Here is an 18384-nt window from a genome sequence, read left to right as displayed (position 1 = left end):
CTAGCGACTCGAGGCTCGCGACTAGAGGCGCTGGCGGGACAGGAAGTTCCAGACTTCCTGGGAGGCATCCGGGACGCGGTTCCAGGTGTGGTTCTGCGGGTTCAGGATCAGCTGCAGTTCCTTGCGGGCGCACGGGTAGACGTGGCGCTCGCCGCCTGGGATGCGGGTGACGCGCGGCGGGAAGCCACAGCCATTGCGGCGTGCGTAGCTGTTCACCAGGTCGCGAACGGCCATGTAGTGGGCGCCGTTGTGGCGGTAGCCGCCACCGATCTTCATCATCGTGTCGCCACGACCGTGCATGATCAGGAAGGGGATCGCACGGTTCTTGCATCCGCGGTTCACCGGATCGTAGAACGCGCCACCGACAGCAGCGGCACCGGCGAAGACGTGGGGCAGGTGGCAGGCAACAACTGCCGTCATGCCACCACCGTTGGAGTGGCCGGTAGCGTAGATGCGGCCGCGGTCAATGTTGTAGGTGCGGTCGACCTCATCGATGATCTGCAGGAAGAACCGCAGGTCGGTCCCACCCTTTACTACTGCGTAGGGGGCGCCTTCCCAGCCGTGGTTGATGGACTCCGGGAAAACCTTGATGGCCTGCTGGCGTGCACCGGTCTCGTACAGGCGGGAGTAGCGGCGGAAGTTCTCCGGGGTGTCCCGCCAGCCGTCGAAGCCGAAGATCACGGGAGCCGGGCGTGCCGGGTTGTAGTGGGTCGGCATCTCCAGGATGTAGCGACGGTTGTAGCCGCCAGAGCGGGTGTAGACGTTGATCTGTTGGCCGTTGCCGATGCGCGGAGCTGGCTTGGCGGTGTTCACGCGCTGCGGGCCCTGCTTCGCCGGAGCCGGCGGCTGAAGCATGCGCTGCAGGTCAGAAGAACCTGCAGGCAGCGGAGGCAGCTGCGGAAGCGGTGGCAGCGGAGGAAGCTGGGGCAGGGATCCCTGCGGGGCGGCGTTGGCGGCGGGAGCGTTGTGCGCAGCTACGCCGGCTGCGCCCAGCACGGTGGCCAGAACGAGGGAAAGGGTTACAACAATGCGCTGGAATGCAGCGAAGAAAGTGGTCAGAGGTTTTTTCACGAAAGTGACTATACATAACCTGTGAGAAAGCTTCTAATTGTTTGAGTATGGAAGGGGTAAATCTTTATTTATGCAGCGTCCATAGAACTTCCTGGGGACCACAGGTAGCGTAGGTGACATGACTACAGAAATTCTTGCAGCAAACACTTTCCTTCTCGCGAGCGATTCTGCGGTGCCGCCACTCGGCATGCTTGGTTGGATCATTATCGGTGGCCTGGCTGGCTGGATCGGCTCCAAGATCATGGGCACCGACGAGCAGATGGGGCTAGTCCTCAATGTCGTCGTCGGTATCATCGGCGGCTTCATCGGTGGCTGGGTCTTGGGGCTGCTGGATATCGGCAGCGGCGGCAAGTTCTTTAGCTTCCTCACCTGCCTGCTGGGTGCATGTATCTTCCTGTTCCTCGTCGGCCTAGTTACCGGCAAGCGCGGCAAGAAGTAGCAACAAGCTACGGGGCGTTAACGCGCTCCCATGGTGGGCTGAGTGCTTACGCCGAGGCGCGCGCTTTCGGCTTCCAAGCCTTGGCCTAGCCACAGCACTAGCAGCAAGACGATCAGTCCGCAGATGATGAAAATCAGTGTTCCGATGAAGAAGTAGGAACGGAAAGGGTCACTTTTCGATTCTTCCCGAGTAGGCGCCTCGACCTCAGGTCGGGCGCTTTCTTCATTCCTGGAAACGGCTGGCTCGCCCGATTCGTTGAGGAATCCGCCGCGCTGAACAGATACGGCGCGAAATGTGCCGGTATCGCGCTGCGGCGATATCGGCTGCGGAGCCACGGTGGGTTCCGCAGGGCCGACTGTGGGGCGACCTTCCATCGGGTTTCCTCCCGTCTATTACTTAAAGCGTTCCACGTTGTTTTCTGGCTGCGATACAACCGTGGGCTCGAGCAGTCGGGTCGGTGCTGCGAACCCTGAAAAGCAATCGCAGAGCCGAGCGAAGGCTCTGCGAGAGGCTGAAAAGTGAGGTAATAAAAACAGTCCTTGCTGTTGGGTTATTTTAAGCTTAGTCGCGACTTCCCGCTATGTAGAAGGCGACCCCTTTAGAGGGGCAGGCATCCTGGTGAGTGCCATTTTTCTACCCCCATGTAGGGTTATCCACAGGTCAGGGCTCTGTGGATAACTCCGCAGTAGGGGTGGGGTAAGAAGCTGCTCGCGCGGAGTTTGTCCGGCGTTTTCATTACGCTGTTGATTGCTACTAGCGCTTACACACGGCAGCTAGGCTTTTCGCAGTTGAAAGGAAAGAAGAAACGCGATGGATGGCACACGGCAGTTACTCACCACCAGCACTGGCCAGCTCACCGACGAATCCGGGGCGGCCCGTCCACCGTGGGCCTATCGCAGCGAGGTCGAGCTGGACTACTACGACAACGAATGGGGCCGCCCCGTCATCACCGAGCACGGCCTTCTGGAACGCATCTCCCTAGAGGGCTTCCAATCGGGGCTGTCGTGGGCCACGATCCTGCGCAAGCGGCGGGATTTTCGCTCTGTGTTCTTTCTTTTTGACGCCCAGCGCATCACCGAAATGAGTGAACCCCAAAGACGCGCTGCTCTGCAGGATGAGCGTTTGATTCGCAATGCCCGCAAACACGAGGCACTGTACGAAAATGCCAAGGCGACGTTGGCGCTGCGACAGTTGGACGAGTATCAGGTCTTGCCGGAGGATTCACCGGCGCGCCAGGTGCTGGGTGGTGCGGCAAACAGGCTCGCTCCCGGACTGCCCGTGCTGGTGTGGTCTTTCACTCCGGCCGAGCACTCCCGGCCCGCTACGTTGGACGACGTGCCCTCGACCTCGCAGGAATCCCGCGCGTTGGCGCGGGAACTCAAGCGCCGTGGCTTCCAATTCGTTGGCCCCACCACCTGTTATGCGCTGATGCAGGCCATCGGCATGGTTGACGACCGGGTGGTGGAGCCTTAGAAAGATAGTGTGGCCGCTTAGATCTTGGCGGCCAGCTCGACGGCTTGGCGGATGGCGCGCTTGGCGTCCAGCTCCGCGGCGACGTCCGCACCGCCGATGATGTGAACGGTGCCGGAGTCCCTATTGTCGGCACTATCCTGTTCAGCGCCTGCCGGGCGGACGGACTCCTGGCCGGTGCACAGCACGACCGTGTCCACGTTCAGCGCACGCTTTTCGCGGTTCTCCTTGGTTTCGCGCTCGATCTGCTCCAACAGTTCCTGCTTCTCTGCGCGATCCAGGGTTCGGCTTTCGAAAGTGCCGGACTTGATCTGCTTGATCTTCTTCAGGGTGACCTGCGGATCCTCCACCGGAACGGTGATGTGCAGGCCATCGGAATCGATCTTCTCGTAGGTCACGCCCACGATCTGCTCCGTGCCACCCATCGCAACTGTCGCACGGTGCACCCAGCCGGTCGTCTTGCCCAGCGAGCGGCCCATGCGGGTCGGCTTACGCTGCAGCATCACCACGCGACGCTGTGGGCGCTCCGGCTTCGGGGCGGAAAGGTTGCCGTGTACGTCGGAATCCTCGACCACGCCCCACTGGCTGTTCCAGGAGGTTAAGGACTGCGGCTCGCCCTGGCGATCCTCCAGCAGGAACTCCGCGACGTCGTAGCCGATGCCACCGGCGCCGATGACGGCCACGTAGTCGCCCGGAGCCTTCTTGCCGGAGATCAGCTCGGCATAGGTGGCGACAGTCACGCCGTCGATTGTGCCCTCCAAGCCTTCGGCCACACCGGGGAACTCAGGAATGCGCGGGCGCACGCCCGTGGCCACCACGACCTCCTCGAATCCATCGGCCTGCAGCTCTTCGGGGGTCACGGCCTTGCCGGTGGAGATGTTCACCTTCAGACCCTCCAGGCGGTTAACCACCGCGTACAGAGCCTGCACGAACTCTTCCTTACCCGGCACGCGCATCGCTAGGTTGAACTGTCCGCCCAGGGTGTCGGCGGCCTCAAAGATAGTGACGTTGTGGCCACGGAGTGCCAGCGCTTCAGCAGCGAAGAGTCCGGCTACACCGCCGCCGATCACGCCGATCTTCTTCGTACCCTGCGCGGGCAGCAACTCCAGTTCCGTCTCGTAAGCCGCCCGCGGGTTAACCAGGCAGGTTGCCCGCTGGTTGCCGAAGGTGTGATCCAAGCAGGCCTGGTTGCAGGCGATGCAGTGGTTGATCTCGGCATTCAGGCCCCGCGCTGCGCGGTTGACGAACTCCGGATCCGCCAGCAGCGGGCGGGCCATGGAGACCAGGTCGGCCTGGGGCTTGCCAGCGGGCTCGCCGTTGCCACCATCCCAGGTGCCGTCCAGCACGGCCTCGGCAACCTCTGGGGTGTTGATGCGGTTGGAAGCCACCACCGGGATGTTCACGTGTTCGCGCACCTTCTGCGTGGCCCAGGCGAAAGCGCCGCGGGGCACAGAAGTCACGATCGTCGGGACCTGTGCCTCGTGCCAGCCCACGCCGGAGCTCAGCATGTCCGCCCCGGCCTCTTCGAGCTTCTTGGCCAGCTGCAGGATCTCCTCCTGGCTCTGGCCGCCCTCGACCAGCTCCAGCACGGAAATGCGGTAGTCGATAACGAAGTCCTCCGGAACCTTGGCGCGGATGGCCTTCACAATCTCCACCGGGAAGCGCTGGCGGTTTTCCACCGAACCTCCCCATTTGTCGGTGCGCTGGTTCGTGCGCTCTGCGAGGAACTGGTTAATCAGATACCCTTCGGAGCCCATCACCTGTACGCCGTCGTAGCCTGCGTCGGCCGCGAGGGCGGCGGAGGTGGCGAAGGCGTCAACAAGCTTTTCTACCTCTTCTCCCGTCATCTCCCGGGCGGGGAAGGGGCTGATCGGCGACTGCGACGCAGAAGCGGACTGCGCCATCGGGTGGTAGCCATAGCGACCCGCGTGCAGCAGCTGCAGCAGGATCTTCGCGCCACCATCGTGAACCGCATCGGTGATTTCGCGGTGCGCTTCGGCGATCTCCGGGGTGTTGAACGGGGTGCCGTAGGGGGTCAGGTTGCCCTCTAGAACCGGTGGGTAGCCGCCCGTGACCATCGCGGCCACGCCACCTTCGGCGCGGGCGGCGTAGAAGGCGGCGAGCTTTGGTACATCTTCGGTGTTGTCCTCCAGGCCGGTGTGCATGGAGCCCATGATCACGCGGTTGCGGAAGGTGGTCTTGCCGACCTGGATAGGGGAGAGGAGGGTCTTGTAAGCGGTGGCGGGATCCTCGGTCGGGGTGGCGGTGAGTGTGGCTGCGCCGGGTGCCGTAGTCAGCGGCAGCAGGGTGCGGACGGAAGAGTCGTTGGAAGGCTGGTTCGTCATGGGCGCAATTATTCCTAACTGCGCAAAAACTTGTGGGGCTTTTCGAGAAACCGAGAGCATTCAGCCCGACGCGGGTTAAAGTATGTATCAAAATGTGAGTAATGCATGACAATCATCGCTGTTCAGCGTGATTCCGATCACACGATAGGGTGAAGCTAGAAAGAGTAAGGCAATCCTAATTTTGTCTGTTCGCACCGGTCGGTGCACTCTAGAGAGCCCATGACGAAATGATGTGATCGGCGCGACAGCTGGATTTTGCTAGAGACGCAAGTCACCAGCAGAACCGCGACTCGATTGCAACTTTATTCGCATATGCAACTGCAGTACCTGTGACGAGAGTTAGGCCGTAAATCATGAAAAACTACCCTGCACGCCAGGGTCTTTACGACCCCCAGTTTGAGCATGATGCGTGTGGTGTCGCCTTCGTGGCTGACATGCACGGCCGCGCGACACGCGACATTGTGGACAAGGGCATTCAGGCCCTGGTGAACCTGGATCACCGCGGAGCAGCTGGAGCGGAGAAGAACACCGGCGACGGCGCCGGCATCCTCATCCAAATCCCGGACCGTTTCTACCGAGAGGAAATGGCCAAGCAGGACATCACCCTGCCGCCGGCTGGACAGTACGCCACCGGCATCGCCTTCCTGCCCAACTCCCGCATGGCCGCGCTCGACGCTGTGCGCGCCGTCGAGGCCATTGTGGAGGAAGAGGGGCTGAACCTTATCGGCTGGCGCGACGTGCCGGTCGACGACTCGAGCCTAGGCGCCATCGCACGCGACGCCGAGCCGCTGTTCCACCAGCTGTTTATCTCTGGTGAGGACGCCAATGGCTCCCCTCTAGAGGGCCTCGAGCTCGACCGTCGAGCCTTCTTCGTACGCAAGCGTGCAGAGCGCGAACTCGGCACCAAGGGTCCGGGCGAGGGCTCCGGTGGAGACACCGTGTACTTCCCCTCCCTGTCCGCCCGCACCATCGTGTACAAGGGCATGCTGACCACCCCGCAGTTGCGGGACTTCTACCTGGACCTGCAGGACGAGCGCATGGAGTCCGCACTGGCTATCGTGCACTCCCGCTTCTCCACCAACACTTTCCCGTCCTGGCCGCTGGCACACCCTTACCGCCTGGTTGCCCACAACGGTGAGATCAACACCGTCCGCGGCAACGAAAACTGGATGCGTGCCCGCGAATCCCAGCTGCGCTCCGAGGTACTGGGCGACCTGGATCGCGTGCTGCCGATCTGTGACCCGGAAGGCTCGGACACGGGCCGCTTCGACGAGGCCCTGGAGCTGCTGCACCTGGCCGGTCGCAGCCTGCCGCACGCCGTGCTGATGATGGTTCCACAGGCATGGGAGCGCAACCCGCACATCGACCCGCAGGTCCGCGCGTTCTACGAGTACCACTCCAGCTTCATGGAGGCCTGGGACGGCCCGGCCGCCATCACGTTCACCGACGGCACCCTTATCGGCGCCACCCTGGACCGCAATGGTCTGCGCCCGGGACGCATCTGGATTACCAAGGACGGCCTGGTCGTCATGGCCTCCGAGGCCGGCGTTCTGGACATCCCGGACAGCCAGATCGTCAAGCGCACCCGCGTGGAGCCGGGCAAGATGTTCCTGGTCGACACCTCCCGTGGCTGCGTAGTTGAGGACGAGGAGATCAAGCAGTCCCTGGCCGACCAGCCGTACCAGGAGTGGGTCGACGAGCACCTGGTGAAGGTATCCGACCTGCCGGCGGCCGAGCCGATCGGCATGAACCACGAGCGCATCGTCTTGCGCCAGCGCGTGTTCGGCTACACCGAGGAAGATCTCGAGACCCTGCTGCTGCCGATGGCTGCCAAGGGTGCCGAGGGCATCGGTTCGATGGGTACCGATACGCCCATCGCCGCCCTGTCCAACCGCCCGCGCCTGCTGTACGACTTCTTCGCACAGCGTTTCGCCCAGGTCACCAACCCGCCGCTGGATAGCTACCGCGAGAAGATGGTTACCAGCATGTTTACCCAGTTGGGTGCGCAGGCGGATGTTCTTAACCCTGGTCCTGACGCCGCCCACCGGATCCACCTGGACACTCCGATTCTGGGTAACCAGACGCTGGCTAACCTGGCGAGTGCCGCGGAGAACGCGGAGGCTTCCGGCTCTGGCGCAGACCTCAGTGCCTTCAAGGCCGTGCGCATCCCAGGCTTGTACAACGTGGCACACGGCGGCAAGGGCTTGCGCGAGGCCATCAAGCGCGTCCGTCGCCAGGTCACGGAGGCCATCGAGGATGGCGCGACCATCCTGATCCTCTCTGACCGCGAGTCCGATGAGCGCTACGCTCCGATCCCGTCTTTGCTGCTGACCAGCGCCGTGCACCACCACATGGTGCAGGAGAAGACGCGCACCCGCGCATCGCTGGTGATCGAGTCCGGCGGAGCCCGCGAGGTGCACCACCTGGCCATGCTCATCAACTTCGGCGCGGATGCCATCAACCCGTACATGGCTCTCGAGACCGTCAATGAAATGGTCAACGACGGACGAGTGGGCGTCACCACAGAAGAGGCCGAGGAAAACTACATCAAGGCCGCGACCACCGGCATCCAGAAGGTCATGTCCAAGATGGGCATCGCGACGGTGGCGAGCTACCGCGGCTCGCAGCTGGCCGACGTCGTGGGCCTGCACCAGAGCCTGCTCGACGAGTACTTCGTCGGCGCATTCAGCCCGATCTCCGGCATCGGCCTGGACGAGATCGCCGACGACGTGGCCAAGCGCCACCGCGCGGCATTCCTGCCCCGCCCCGAGGAGCAGGCACACCGCGAGCTGGAAATCGGCGGCGAGTACAAGTGGCGCCGCGAGGGCGAATACCACCTGTTCAACCCCGAGACCGTGTTCAAGCTGCAGCACGCGACCCGCACCGGGCAGTACCGCATCTTCAAGGAGTACACCGAGAAGGTCGATAAGCAGTCCGAACGGCTGGCTACCCTGCGTGGCCTGTTCAAGTTCAAGTCCAACCGCCCGTCGATCCCGATCGAGGAGGTCGAGCCGGTCAGCGAGATCGTGAAGCGCTTCGCCACCGGTGCGATGTCCTACGGTTCCATCTCCGCCGAGGCACACGAGACCCTGGCGATCGCGATGAACCGACTGAAGGGCATGTCCAACTCCGGTGAGGGCGGCGAGGATCCGGCCCGCTTCGAGCCGGAGGCGAACGGCGACTGGAAGCGTTCCGCCATCAAGCAGGTGGCCTCCGGCCGCTTCGGTGTGACAAGCCACTACCTGAACAACTGCACGGACATCCAGATCAAGATGGCGCAGGGCGCCAAGCCGGGCGAGGGCGGCCAGCTGCCGCCACACAAGGTGTACCCCTGGATCGCCGAGGTGCGTGTGACCACCCCGGGCGTGGGCCTGATCTCCCCGCCACCGCACCACGACATTTACTCCATCGAGGACCTGGCGCAGCTGATCCACGACCTGAAGAACGCCAACCCGGATGCGCGCATCCACGTCAAGCTCGTCGCCGAGCAGGGCGTGGGCACGGTCGCCGCCGGTGTGTCCAAGGCGCACGCGGATGTGGTGTTGATCTCCGGCCACGACGGCGGCACCGGCGCTTCCCCGTTGACCTCGCTGAAGCACGCGGGTGGTCCGTGGGAGCTCGGCCTGGCCGAGACCCAGCAAACCCTGCTGATGAACGGCCTGCGCGACCGCATCACTGTCCAGTGTGACGGTCAGCTGAAGACCGGCCGCGACGTGATGGTCGCAGCCCTGTTGGGCGCCGAGGAGTTCGGCTTCGCGACGGCTCCGCTGGTGGTCTCCGGCTGCATCATGATGCGCGTCTGCCACCTGGATACCTGCCCGGTGGGCGTGGCAACCCAGAACCCGGAGCTGCGCAAGCGCTACACCGGCCAGGCCGAGCACGTGGTGAACTTCTTCAAGTTCATCGCCGAAGAGGTCCGCGAATACCTCGCAGAGCTGGGCTTCCGCACCCTGGAAGAGGCCGTGGGCCACTCCGAATGCCTCACCGGCGGCGAGATGGAAGTCGAGCACAAAACCGCGGGCAAGCTGAACCTGGAGCCGATCTTCGCTCAGCCGGACAGCCCCTTCATGCACCAGGATCTGCACTGCACCAAGGAGCAGGATCACTCGCTGGACAAGGCGCTGGACAACCAGATCCGCAAGGACGCGGAAGACACGATCCGCCGCGCCGCTGCGGGCGAGGACGTATCGATCGAGCTCAGCTACCCGATCACCAACGTCAACCGCACGGTCGGCACCATGACTGGCTCGCTGATCTCCCGCGTGGCTGGCCGCGACGGCCTGCCGCAGGACACGGTGAACCTGCAGTTCACGGGCTCCGCTGGTAACTCTTTCGGTGCCTTTGCCACCCACGGCATGACGCTCACCCTTAACGGTGACGCCAACGACTACGTGGGCAAGGGCCTGTCCGGCGGCCGCATTGTCATCCGCCCGACGGCGGACGACGCGGCTGAGGACTTCACCAGCGACGTCATCGCCGGCAACGTGCTGGGCTTCGGCGGCGTACAGGGTGAAATGTTCATCCGCGGCACCGTGGGCGAGCGCTTCTGTGTACGTAACTCCGGCCTCACCGCCGTCGTCGAAGGCGTGGGCAACCATGGCTGCGAGTACATGACCGGCGGCCGGGTCATCGTCCTGGGCAAGATCGGCAACAACTTCGCAGCCGGCATGTCCGGTGGCATTGCCTACCTGGTGGATGACGGTAGTGGCGTCACAAACAGAATCAACACCGAGCTCGTAGACATCGAAAAGATCACCGACGAGGAAGAACTGCGATGGGTCGAGCAGACGATCCAGACCCACCGCGACCTGACCGGATCTACCGTGGAGGTCAACGCCGCGGACCTGATCAAGGTCATGCCCCGCGACTACGCCCGTGTGCTCAAGACGATCGCGCGCGCCGAAGCTGAGGGGCTCGACAAGGACGGCATCGCCGCCGCAATCATGGAGGAAGTGAAGTAAATGGCTGATCCACGCGGATTCCTGAAGCACCGCCGCGAGTCGGCGGCACACCGACCCGTCCCGCTGCGCCTGCTGGATTGGAACGAGGTCTACGAGGACTTCTCCGATGACAAGGTGCAGACCCAGGCCAGCCGCTGCATGGACTGTGGCATCCCGTTCTGCCACGATGGCTGCCCGCTGGGCAACATCATCCCCGAGTGGAACGACCTGGTACGCAAGGGCAATTGGCGCGAGGCCTACGACCGCCTGCACGCCACCAACAACTTCCCGGAGTTCACCGGCCGCCTGTGCCCCGCACCCTGCGAAGGCGCCTGTGTGCTGGGCATCGGCGATGATCCGGTGAACATCAAGACCGTCGAGTACACCATCGTCGAGCACGCCTGGAAGGAAGGCTGGATCCAGCCGATCAAGCCGAGCTTCAAGACCGGCCAGCGCGTAGCTGTCGTCGGCTCCGGCCCGGCCGGCTTGGCCGCCGCGCAGCAGCTGACCCGCGCAGGCCACGACGTCACCGTCTTCGAGCGCGCCGACCGCATCGGCGGCTTGATGCGCTACGGCGTGCCCGAGTACAAGATGGAAAAGAAGTGGATCGACCGCCGTCTGGAGCAGATGGAGGCCGAGGGCACAAAGTTCGTCGTTAACACCTCGCCCACCGGCGAGCAGCTGAAGGAGTTCGACGGCGTGATCGTCGCCATCGGCTCCACCGTCGGCCGCGACCTGCCCGTGGCGGGCCGCGACCTGAAGGGCGTGTACCAGGCGATGGAGTACCTGCCGGAGGCCAACAAGGTCTGCGAAGGCGACCGCGAGGAATCCACCATCAACGCCAAGGGCAAGCGCGTGGTCATCATCGGCGGTGGCGATACCGGCACCGACTGCTTCGGCACCGCGCTGCGCCAGGGCGCCATTGAGGTTTCCCAGTTCGACATCACCCCGAAGCCGCCGAAGACTCGTGGTGCCTCCACCCCGTGGCCGACCTACCCGCGCATCTGGCGCGTGGCGTCCGCCCACGAGGAGGGCGAGTACCGCGTGACCGGCAACGAGTCTGCCGACGAGATCGCCGCCCTGGGCCTGGCCGAGCGCCAGCAGGGCGACGAGCTGGGCATCCGCCGTTACTCGATTAACACCGTGGAGATCACCGGCGACGGCGAGAAGGTCACCGGCCTGAAGGGAGCCGAGTGCCGCTTCGGCGAAAACGGCTTAGAAAACATCCCGGAGTCCGACTTCGAGATGGATGCCGACCTGGTGCTGCTGGCGATGGGCTTTGTCTCCGTTGAGGAGACCCCGGTGGTGCGAGACCTGGGTCTGAAGATCGGCGAGCGCGGCCGCCTGGAGCGCGACGACACCTTCCGCGCTCAGCCCACCAACGCCGAGTTCGCGGACATCCCGGTGTTCGTCGCCGGCGATGCGGGCCGCGGCCAGTCCCTGATCGTGTGGGGCATCTCGGAGGGCCGTTCCGCCGCTGCGGAGCTGGACCGCGAGCTGATGGGCGAGACCGCCCTGCCGCGCCCGATCAACCCGACTGACGTGGCGATGCAGGCTTGAGCCTAGCCGCTTACCTGGGGCTGCTCGGTGCCTGGGTGCTGGCCATTGCGGTGCCGGGCCCGGACACCGTGCAGCTCATTCGTTTGGGTGCACGGTCGCGCCGCTCGGCGGTGTTCGCCGCGCTCGGAATCTGTACAGGCAATGTGCTGTGGCCGGTTGTCACGATGCTGGGCCTGGCCGCGCTGATCGCGGCCTTCCCATGGATCCTTACCGCGTTGTACCTGTTCGGCGGCTGTTTCCTGATCTACATGGGCCAAGGCGCGTTCCGTTCCGGTTATGCGGATTGGCGCGCGCGTGCAGCCTTACCTGCTGTTTCTCTTGATGACGCCACCCGCGCCCCAGTCACCGACGGCGTATCGCGGGGTTCCGCGGCTGCACCGCTGGGGGACTTCGCCTCCTGGCGCCTGGGACTTGCGACCAACCTGTCGAACCCCAAGGCGCTGCTGTTCTTTGGTTCGGTGTTTGCGCAGTTCATCCCGGTAGAGACTTCCTTGCTGGACCGGCTGCTGGTGCTGATTCTGATGACCATCGTGGGTGTGGCGTGGTTCTGTGGATTCGCCCTGGCGGTGGCCGCGGGGGCGGAGAAGATCCAGCGCATCAATCCCTTTATCGAGATGGTGGCCGGGGTGCTATTCGTCGTGCTGGGCGCGTTCCTGGCCTTCGAGGGCGTGCAGATGCTGATGGGTAGCTAAAGGCCGCTAGACTGAGGCTCATGGGATTTCCAGAGGTCAGCATTCGCGATTCCGACATCAAACTGGGGCAGTTCATCAAACTGGCGAACCTGGTAGAGACCGGCGGGGAGGCCAAAGAGGCCATCGCCGCCGGAGCCGTGCAGGTCAACGGTGAAGTAGATACCCGCCGTGGCAAGACGCTGCGCCCGGGCGACGAGGTGACCCTGGTGGATGCGGAAACTGGCGATGTGTTGGCCGGAGCCGTGGTGGTTAGCACCGCGGGCGCACCTGCCACGACCAGCTCGGAAGATGCCGACGACGACCTCGGCGAGTTCTTTGACGAAGCCACCGCAGACGATGACTTCGACCCGGAAAAGTGGCGCAACGTCAGCCTGGAAGATGTTCGCGAGGACAACGCGATCTAGCGTTATCCGATCGCCTGGCCGGTGGAGGCCGGGTTGGCGTCAATAAAAAACAACAGTTAGCCCCCAACAAGAACACAAGAAAGAGCAGTGGAGGAAACATGCCCGCGATGATCGCCCAGCCCGGAATGCCCGTATGGCTGGATCTGGCCAGTACCGATGCGGCGAAGTCGGAGAAGTTCTACGGCGAGCTGCTGGGCTGGGAGTTCGAGTCCCTGGCCGACGGCTACTCTGTGGCGAAGAAGCAGGGCATGCCGGTGGCGGGCATCGCGCAGATTCCGGAGGGGAACCAGTCCGTGTGGGGAGTACTGCTGTACACCCCGGACGTGAAGCAGGCGCACGACAAAGCCGTGCAGGCGGGGGCGAAGTCCGTGCTGGAGCCACAGGACCTGGGGGAGCGGGGCGACATGGCTGTGCTCATCGACCCGTCGGGCGCGACGATTGGCCTGCGCAACCCGGCGGACGAGCATGCTCTGATCGCCGCGGGCGAGCCCGGAACCCCGGTGTGGTTTGAGCTGATGGTGGCTCAGAACTGGGAAACGACCCTGGAGTTCTACCACGAGCTGGCGGGTTGGGATATCAAAGCCGCGGGGACCGATGACTTCCGCTATGCCACCGGCGAGTTCGACGGCGCGGCGGTGGTCGGCCTGTGGGATACCTCCGCGTTGGAGGTGCCGGGGATGTGGACCGTGTACCTGGGCGTGGCCAATGTGGACGATGCGGTCGCTAATACGCCCGAGCTGGGCGGAAAGGTGGTTCGCCCGGCCTGGGAGTCCGAGTTCGGCCGCATGGCGACCATCGAGGATCCGACGGGTGCGCTGGTGAACCTCTGCGAGATCGAGGAGTTCGTCCCCGACGAGGATGCGCACGAGCCGGACCTGCTGGCCCCGGAGAACTTCCAGGCGTTCTAGCGCGCCGGGCTAGCGTGAGCCCCAGCAGGCGCCGGGCTAGCGTGAGCCCCGGCAGGCGCCGGGCTAGCGCGCTACCAGATGCAGACGCGCTCGTCCTCCGCCAGCCACATGCCGTCGCCCTCGCGGACGTCGAAGGCCTTGTAGAACTCCGCGATGTTGCTGGAGACCACGTTGCAGCGGAACTCCGCTGGCGAGTGCGGGTCGATGGACGCGTACTGCGCCGCCATCTGCGGGCGGATCGCGGTCTGCCAGATCCGCGCCCAGCGCAGGAACACGCGCTGCAGGGCGGTGTACTCGGTGGCGTCCGGGTTGCCGTCGGCATCCACTAGCCCCTCGACCGGCAATTTTTCTGCCGTCTCGAAGGTCTGCCCCTGGTCGGCCAGGTAGCGCCGCAGCGCTACGATGGCGATGCCCAATCCGCCCAGATCACCGATGTTTTCACCCAAGGTGAAGCTGCCGTTGACGGTGTGTTCGGTGATGCCGCGCTGGCGTAGCCCCGTCGGCACCAGGCCGTCGTACTGCGCGACCAGCTTGTCGGTCAGAGCGGTGAAAGCTTCGCGATCCTCCTCGGTCCACCAGGAGTTCAGGTTGCCGTCGCCGTCGTACTTCGAGCCCTGGTCGTCGAAACCGTGTCCGATCTCGTGGCCGATGACCGCGCCGATGGCGCCGAAGTTGCCGGCCATATCCGCCTCCGGGTCAAAGAACGGCGGGCGTAGGATCGCGGCGGGGAAGGTGATGTCGTTCTTCACTGGGTTGTAGAACGCATTCACTGTCTGCGGGGTGGCGAACCAGGTTTCGTTGTCGCTGGGCTTGCCCAACTTCGATACCTCGTAGTTGTGGTTGAAGCGGCTCGCCGCCCACACGTTGGTCAAAAGGTCCGCGCCGGTTGAGCCGAACTCTAGGCCGTCGAAGTCGCGCCACTTATCCGGGTAGCCGATCTTCGCCTGGAACTTATCCAGCTTCGCCAGCGCCTTCTCGCGTGTCGCGGGGGTCATCCAGGCCAGCTCGCTAATGCGCTCGCGGTAGGCGGCGATCAGGTAATCCACCAGCTCCAGCATCTTCTTCTTGTGCTCCGGCGGGAAGTGCTCGGCGACGAACTTCTTGCCCACCTCTTCGCCCACGGCGCCCTCGACCAGTGCGACGCCACGCTTCCACCGCGCCCGCTGCTCCGTAGCGCCGGACAGGGTGCGGCCGTAGAACTCCCAGTTCCGCAGGTTCACCTCCGTCGGCAGGTAGGCCGCGTTGCCCAGGATCACCCGCCAGTACGCCCACAGCTTCCACTCGTCCAGGCCGCTGACCTGTGGCTTATCGCCCGATCCGGCTGCCGCGCCCTCGCCAGCTGCCATCGCTGCGACGTGCTCCAAGTAGCTGGGCTGGCACACCACGACGGTGGCCCCGCCAGCGCTTTCCGTATCCACACCAGTGGCCGCCAGCCACTCGCGGAAGGGGAAGCCCGTCGGCAGATCCTCCACCTTCGTCGGGTTGTAGGTTTTCTCTGCATCGCGGCTGGCCACGTTGTCCCAGTGCCCGCGCGCCAGCTCGGTCTCGAAGGCACAGATCGCATCCGCTGCCGCAGCTGCGCCCGCATCCGCGTACTTCCCGGGCAGTTCCAGCTCGCTGACCAGGCCCAACATGTCCTCTACGAACTTTCGGTACGCCTCGCGCGTCGCTGCGTGCTGTTCCTCCCGGTAGTACGCCTCGTCCGGCAGCCCCAGCCCCGTCTGTACCAGGTAGGCACGCTGAATGTCTTCGCTGGAGTCCTTCTCGATCCAGTACCCCACAACACCGCCAGTGCCTTCCACATCTAGCCTGCCGAGTACCTTGGCCAGGTCGCTGACCGAGGTGGCGTCATTAATAAGCCCCAAAGGCTTCCGCAGACCCGCCAGACCCGCGGCGGCGATGCCTTGCACGTCCATAAAAGACGCGTACAAAGCGCCCACGCGACCGTCCGGCTCGTCGGTGGCGGCGGCCTCTACAATCTCACGAACCTCCTGCTCAGACAGGTCGCGTAGTTGGTGGAAAGTGCCGTCGACGGGGCGGTCGCTCGGGATCTTGTGGGTGGCCAGCCATGCGCCGTTGACGTGACGGTACAGGTCCTGCGCCGGCGAGGGCTGGGTTGCCTCGCCCGCCTGGTTCTGGGCCGGAGCCTCGGAGACATCGTCCGGGATCGTCGCGGCCGGAGTGTATTCTTGCGCATTATTTTCAGTCATGTCCACCACCTTAGACACCATCCCGGACAGGGTGTCCGAGGTAGTCGTTAGGCTAGGGCGTATGTTTCCGCATCCCGTGGCGCCGGCCACTCCGCGACTCGCGCCGACGACCTATCGCCCCGCGCCGACCAGCCCACAACGGCGCGGTCTGTACTCGGCGTGGCTCATTTCTGCCCTGTTGTTTCTAGTTGGAGGTGCCTTTCTTCTGGACGCCACCCTGGAGGACAGCTCTAAGGCTCTAACAGTCAAGGACGGGATGGCGGACTCGATCCTCACTTATTCCGAGTGGCCGCTACGCTTTGCAACTCTGGAAGACTGCCACGATTCACCTGGCCTGGGGCGCCCGGGAATCATGCAGCTGGACTGCGACGGCGAGGACATTCGCATGATCGGTATGTCGCACGTGGACGTCAAGTCGGAGGAAGCCGTCAAGCGCGCCATGAACCGTGGCCTGCGCGCATTGATCTTCCAGGATGGCTTGGAACTGGATTCGACGGACGTGAAGAACGATTTGTCGGAGGAAGACAAGTCCCGGCTGGACAAAGCCAAAGTCGACCAGTTGCGCGTGTCCCAGAGCTACCGCCGTGGAGACGAGCGGTTTGTCTCGGTGGCCTTCGTACAGGACAAGGCCGCGGTGGTGGTTGTGATGCAAATTCCGGTGAAGTCGGCGTCATTCGAAAGACAGTTAGAAGAGATCAACGAGTTAGTGCGCGGCGTCAGTCTAGATAGCAAATACAAAGAAAGAGCAGGTGAGACCGATGTTTAAGGTGCGCAACTACCGTGTGTTTGAGGTGCCGCGCGACTTTCACCTGCAGCACCCACCGCAGGCCCGGCCGAAGCTGCGGCTGTTCCGCGACGGGTGGATGGTGGCGTATTGGCTGCTTCTGATTCCGAGCCTGGTGATGTCGGGTTTTCTGCTGATCGGCAACAACCCCTCGAAGGTGAGCTCCACCCTAGGGCTGGTGCTGCTGATCGGCGCGGCACATCTGGCGGGCGTGCTGGTGTGCATCAGGTTGCTGCCTATATATAAAGGAACGCCTCGGCGGCTGGTCGCGTTGGCGGTGCTGTGGGGCGGGGCAGCCTCGGTGGTGCTGGCGGCGGCCGTGATTCAGCCGCCCGTGGTCCACGCCGTGGATAAGTTGGGTTGGCACAGGATGACCGCCAGCTTCGCCGGGGCGTACCCAGAGGAGATTGCGAAAGGGCTGGGCATCTGGCTGCTGCTGTGGATGGGACGGGCGTGGTGGAACCGCCCGTGGCACGGGATCATCGCCGGGCTGCTGGTCGGACTGGGCTTCGAGGTGTTCGAGAACATGATGTACGCCATGATGCTGGCCGTGATGGATCCGGTGTCCGATGTGCGGGGTGCGATGTCGACGTACCTTCTGCGAATGATTGCAGGGCCGGCAAAGCACATGATGTTCAGCGCGCTGGTTGGATATGGCATCGGGCTGGCGCTGTTCGTGGGGGCGAAGGCGGGGAAGCCGCGCACTGTCGCTTGGCGGCTGGGGGCGGTCGTGTTGTGGGGTGGTCTGGGCTTCTTGACGCATTTCGCGTGGAATGTGCGCTGGATAGGAGGGGCGTCGGCGTTTCAGTTGCTGTGGTTGGCATGTGTGTGGGTCGGGCTGGCGGCCTTGGTGATATGGCTGATTGTGCGGACGAGTCGGGAGTTTTTGCGCTGGAAGAGGCAGGGTGTTTGCCCAGCTGTGGCGATATATCAGCGCGTGTGACGAAAATCACATAGGGGGTTGAGCTGGGGTTTTTGGTTGGAAGGTTTCCTGCGGCGAAGAGTGTTGTCGATGAGGCTAGTGTGAATGGTGTGAAAGGTGTGACTTTTGGGTATGGTGTGATTCATGATTTCACTGCCATGGCGCCGTACCACGCGCAAGTCCGTCCCCGCACGCCTCACCGCAACGGCACTAGCTGGCACCGCCTTCACGGCGGCAGCCCTCGTTGCCACCGACATTGTCCCCGTTCCCTCCTGGGCGCTCGAGGGCGTTGACGTGGCCTCTCACCAGCACCCGGGCGGTGCTGCTATCGACTGGACCGCAGTAAAGCAGTCCGGCCAGTCCTTCGCCTTTGTTAAGGCGACCGAGGGCAACTACTACACCAACCCCAACTTCTCTACCGACTCCATTAAGGCCCAGCAGGCCGGCGTGGTGCCGGGTAGCTACCACTACGCCCGCCCGGGTAACCGCGACCCGCGTGGCGAGGCACGCCTGTACGCCACGACCCTGGCCACCGGTGCGCAGCCTTCGCTGCCCCCGACGCTGGATCTGGAGGAAGACGGTGGCCTGAACCCGACCGAACTGCAGAACTGGGTGCGCGAATGGGTCGACGAGATCAAG

Annotated in this window: 14 protein-coding genes; 10 read left to right on the top strand and 4 right to left on the bottom strand. The window is 63.8% G+C overall.

Features of this window, described 5'->3' with window-relative positions; translation table 11 throughout:
* Window positions 1-21: 21 nt before the first annotated feature.
* Complete coding sequence (locus HMPREF2678_RS07555) at window positions 22-1071, bottom strand: CE1 family esterase (protein ID WP_034976948.1); 1050 nt, start codon at window positions 1069-1071, stop codon at window positions 22-24.
* Between the two features lie 118 nt (window positions 1072-1189).
* Between HMPREF2678_RS07555 and HMPREF2678_RS07550 the strand changes: the two genes are divergently transcribed.
* Window positions 1190-1510, top strand: coding sequence for a GlsB/YeaQ/YmgE family stress response membrane protein (locus HMPREF2678_RS07550; RefSeq protein ID WP_080716064.1), 321 nt, complete (start codon window positions 1190-1192; stop codon window positions 1508-1510).
* Between the two features lie 17 nt (window positions 1511-1527).
* Here HMPREF2678_RS07550 and HMPREF2678_RS07545 read toward each other — a convergent pair whose 3' ends face one another.
* Entirely contained in the window at window positions 1528-1884 is a 357-nt protein-coding gene (locus HMPREF2678_RS07545; protein WP_034966474.1) for a hypothetical protein, read from the bottom strand.
* 436 nt (window positions 1885-2320) lie between these two features.
* Here HMPREF2678_RS07545 and HMPREF2678_RS07540 point away from each other — a divergent pair, with 436 nt between their 5' ends.
* Window positions 2321-2983 carry a DNA-3-methyladenine glycosylase I gene (locus tag HMPREF2678_RS07540; protein ID WP_070551813.1) on the top strand — a complete coding sequence of 221 codons (663 nt, stop codon included), beginning with the start codon at window positions 2321-2323 and terminating at the stop codon, window positions 2981-2983.
* A 17-nt stretch (window positions 2984-3000) separates the two neighbouring features.
* On the opposite strand, the gene HMPREF2678_RS07535 is transcribed toward HMPREF2678_RS07540, so the two are convergent.
* The gene (locus tag HMPREF2678_RS07535; RefSeq protein ID WP_246817913.1) at window positions 3001-5325 is read right to left on the bottom strand and encodes an NADPH-dependent 2,4-dienoyl-CoA reductase; all 2325 of its coding nucleotides are present in this window, start codon (window positions 5323-5325) and stop codon (window positions 3001-3003) included.
* Between the two features lie 353 nt (window positions 5326-5678).
* On the opposite strand from HMPREF2678_RS07535, the gene gltB reads away from it, so the two are divergent.
* The 5 genes from gltB to HMPREF2678_RS07510 all read left to right on the top strand — a co-directional run bounded on the left by gltB (window position 5679) and on the right by HMPREF2678_RS07510 (window position 13829).
* Window positions 5679-10286 carry a glutamate synthase large subunit gene (gene gltB, locus HMPREF2678_RS07530; RefSeq protein WP_070551810.1) on the top strand — a complete coding sequence of 1536 codons (4608 nt, stop codon included), beginning with the start codon at window positions 5679-5681 and terminating at the stop codon, window positions 10284-10286.
* On the top strand, window positions 10287-11825 hold the full coding sequence (locus tag HMPREF2678_RS07525) for a glutamate synthase subunit beta (RefSeq protein WP_035007707.1): 1539 nt from the start codon (window positions 10287-10289) through the stop codon (window positions 11823-11825).
* Window positions 11822-12517, top strand: coding sequence for a LysE family translocator (locus HMPREF2678_RS07520; protein WP_070551808.1), 696 nt, complete (start codon window positions 11822-11824; stop codon window positions 12515-12517). Before HMPREF2678_RS07525 ends, HMPREF2678_RS07520 begins: the two co-directional genes overlap by 4 nt.
* Window positions 12518-12537: 20 nt before the next feature.
* A complete protein-coding gene (locus HMPREF2678_RS07515; RefSeq protein ID WP_034979940.1) occupies window positions 12538-12921 on the top strand; it encodes an RNA-binding S4 domain-containing protein in 384 nt (127 codons plus the stop codon).
* A gap of 98 nt (window positions 12922-13019) precedes the next feature.
* Complete coding sequence (locus HMPREF2678_RS07510) at window positions 13020-13829, top strand: VOC family protein (protein WP_034974151.1); 810 nt, start codon at window positions 13020-13022, stop codon at window positions 13827-13829.
* 71 nt (window positions 13830-13900) lie between these two features.
* Here the strand turns inward: HMPREF2678_RS07510 and HMPREF2678_RS07505 are convergent, their stop codons facing one another.
* On the bottom strand, window positions 13901-16039 hold the full coding sequence (locus HMPREF2678_RS07505) for a M13 family metallopeptidase (protein ID WP_070551806.1): 2139 nt from the start codon (window positions 16037-16039) through the stop codon (window positions 13901-13903).
* Between the two features lie 61 nt (window positions 16040-16100).
* On the opposite strand from HMPREF2678_RS07505, the gene HMPREF2678_RS07500 reads away from it, so the two are divergent.
* The 3 genes from HMPREF2678_RS07500 to HMPREF2678_RS07490 all read left to right on the top strand — a co-directional run.
* Complete coding sequence (locus HMPREF2678_RS07500; RefSeq protein WP_237743940.1) at window positions 16101-16805, top strand: hypothetical protein; 705 nt, start codon at window positions 16101-16103, stop codon at window positions 16803-16805.
* Window positions 16798-17766: a PrsW family intramembrane metalloprotease gene (locus HMPREF2678_RS07495; protein WP_070551804.1), complete on the top strand. Its 969-nt coding sequence runs from the start codon at window positions 16798-16800 to the stop codon at window positions 17764-17766. The genes HMPREF2678_RS07500 and HMPREF2678_RS07495 overlap by 8 nt, the downstream gene beginning before the upstream one ends.
* A 123-nt stretch (window positions 17767-17889) precedes the next feature.
* Window positions 17890-18384, top strand: a 495-nt coding sequence (locus tag HMPREF2678_RS07490) for a glycoside hydrolase family 25 protein (RefSeq protein WP_210382710.1), incomplete at its 3' end; no start/stop codon positions are given.

Origin of the sequence: Corynebacterium sp. HMSC058E07 (assembly GCF_001809885.1) — a bacterium.
GTDB classification, from domain to species: domain Bacteria; phylum Actinomycetota; class Actinomycetes; order Mycobacteriales; family Mycobacteriaceae; genus Corynebacterium; species Corynebacterium macclintockiae.
Note: the sequence above shows the minus strand (reverse complement) of the source record. Positions and strands in the feature narration are given on the sequence as shown.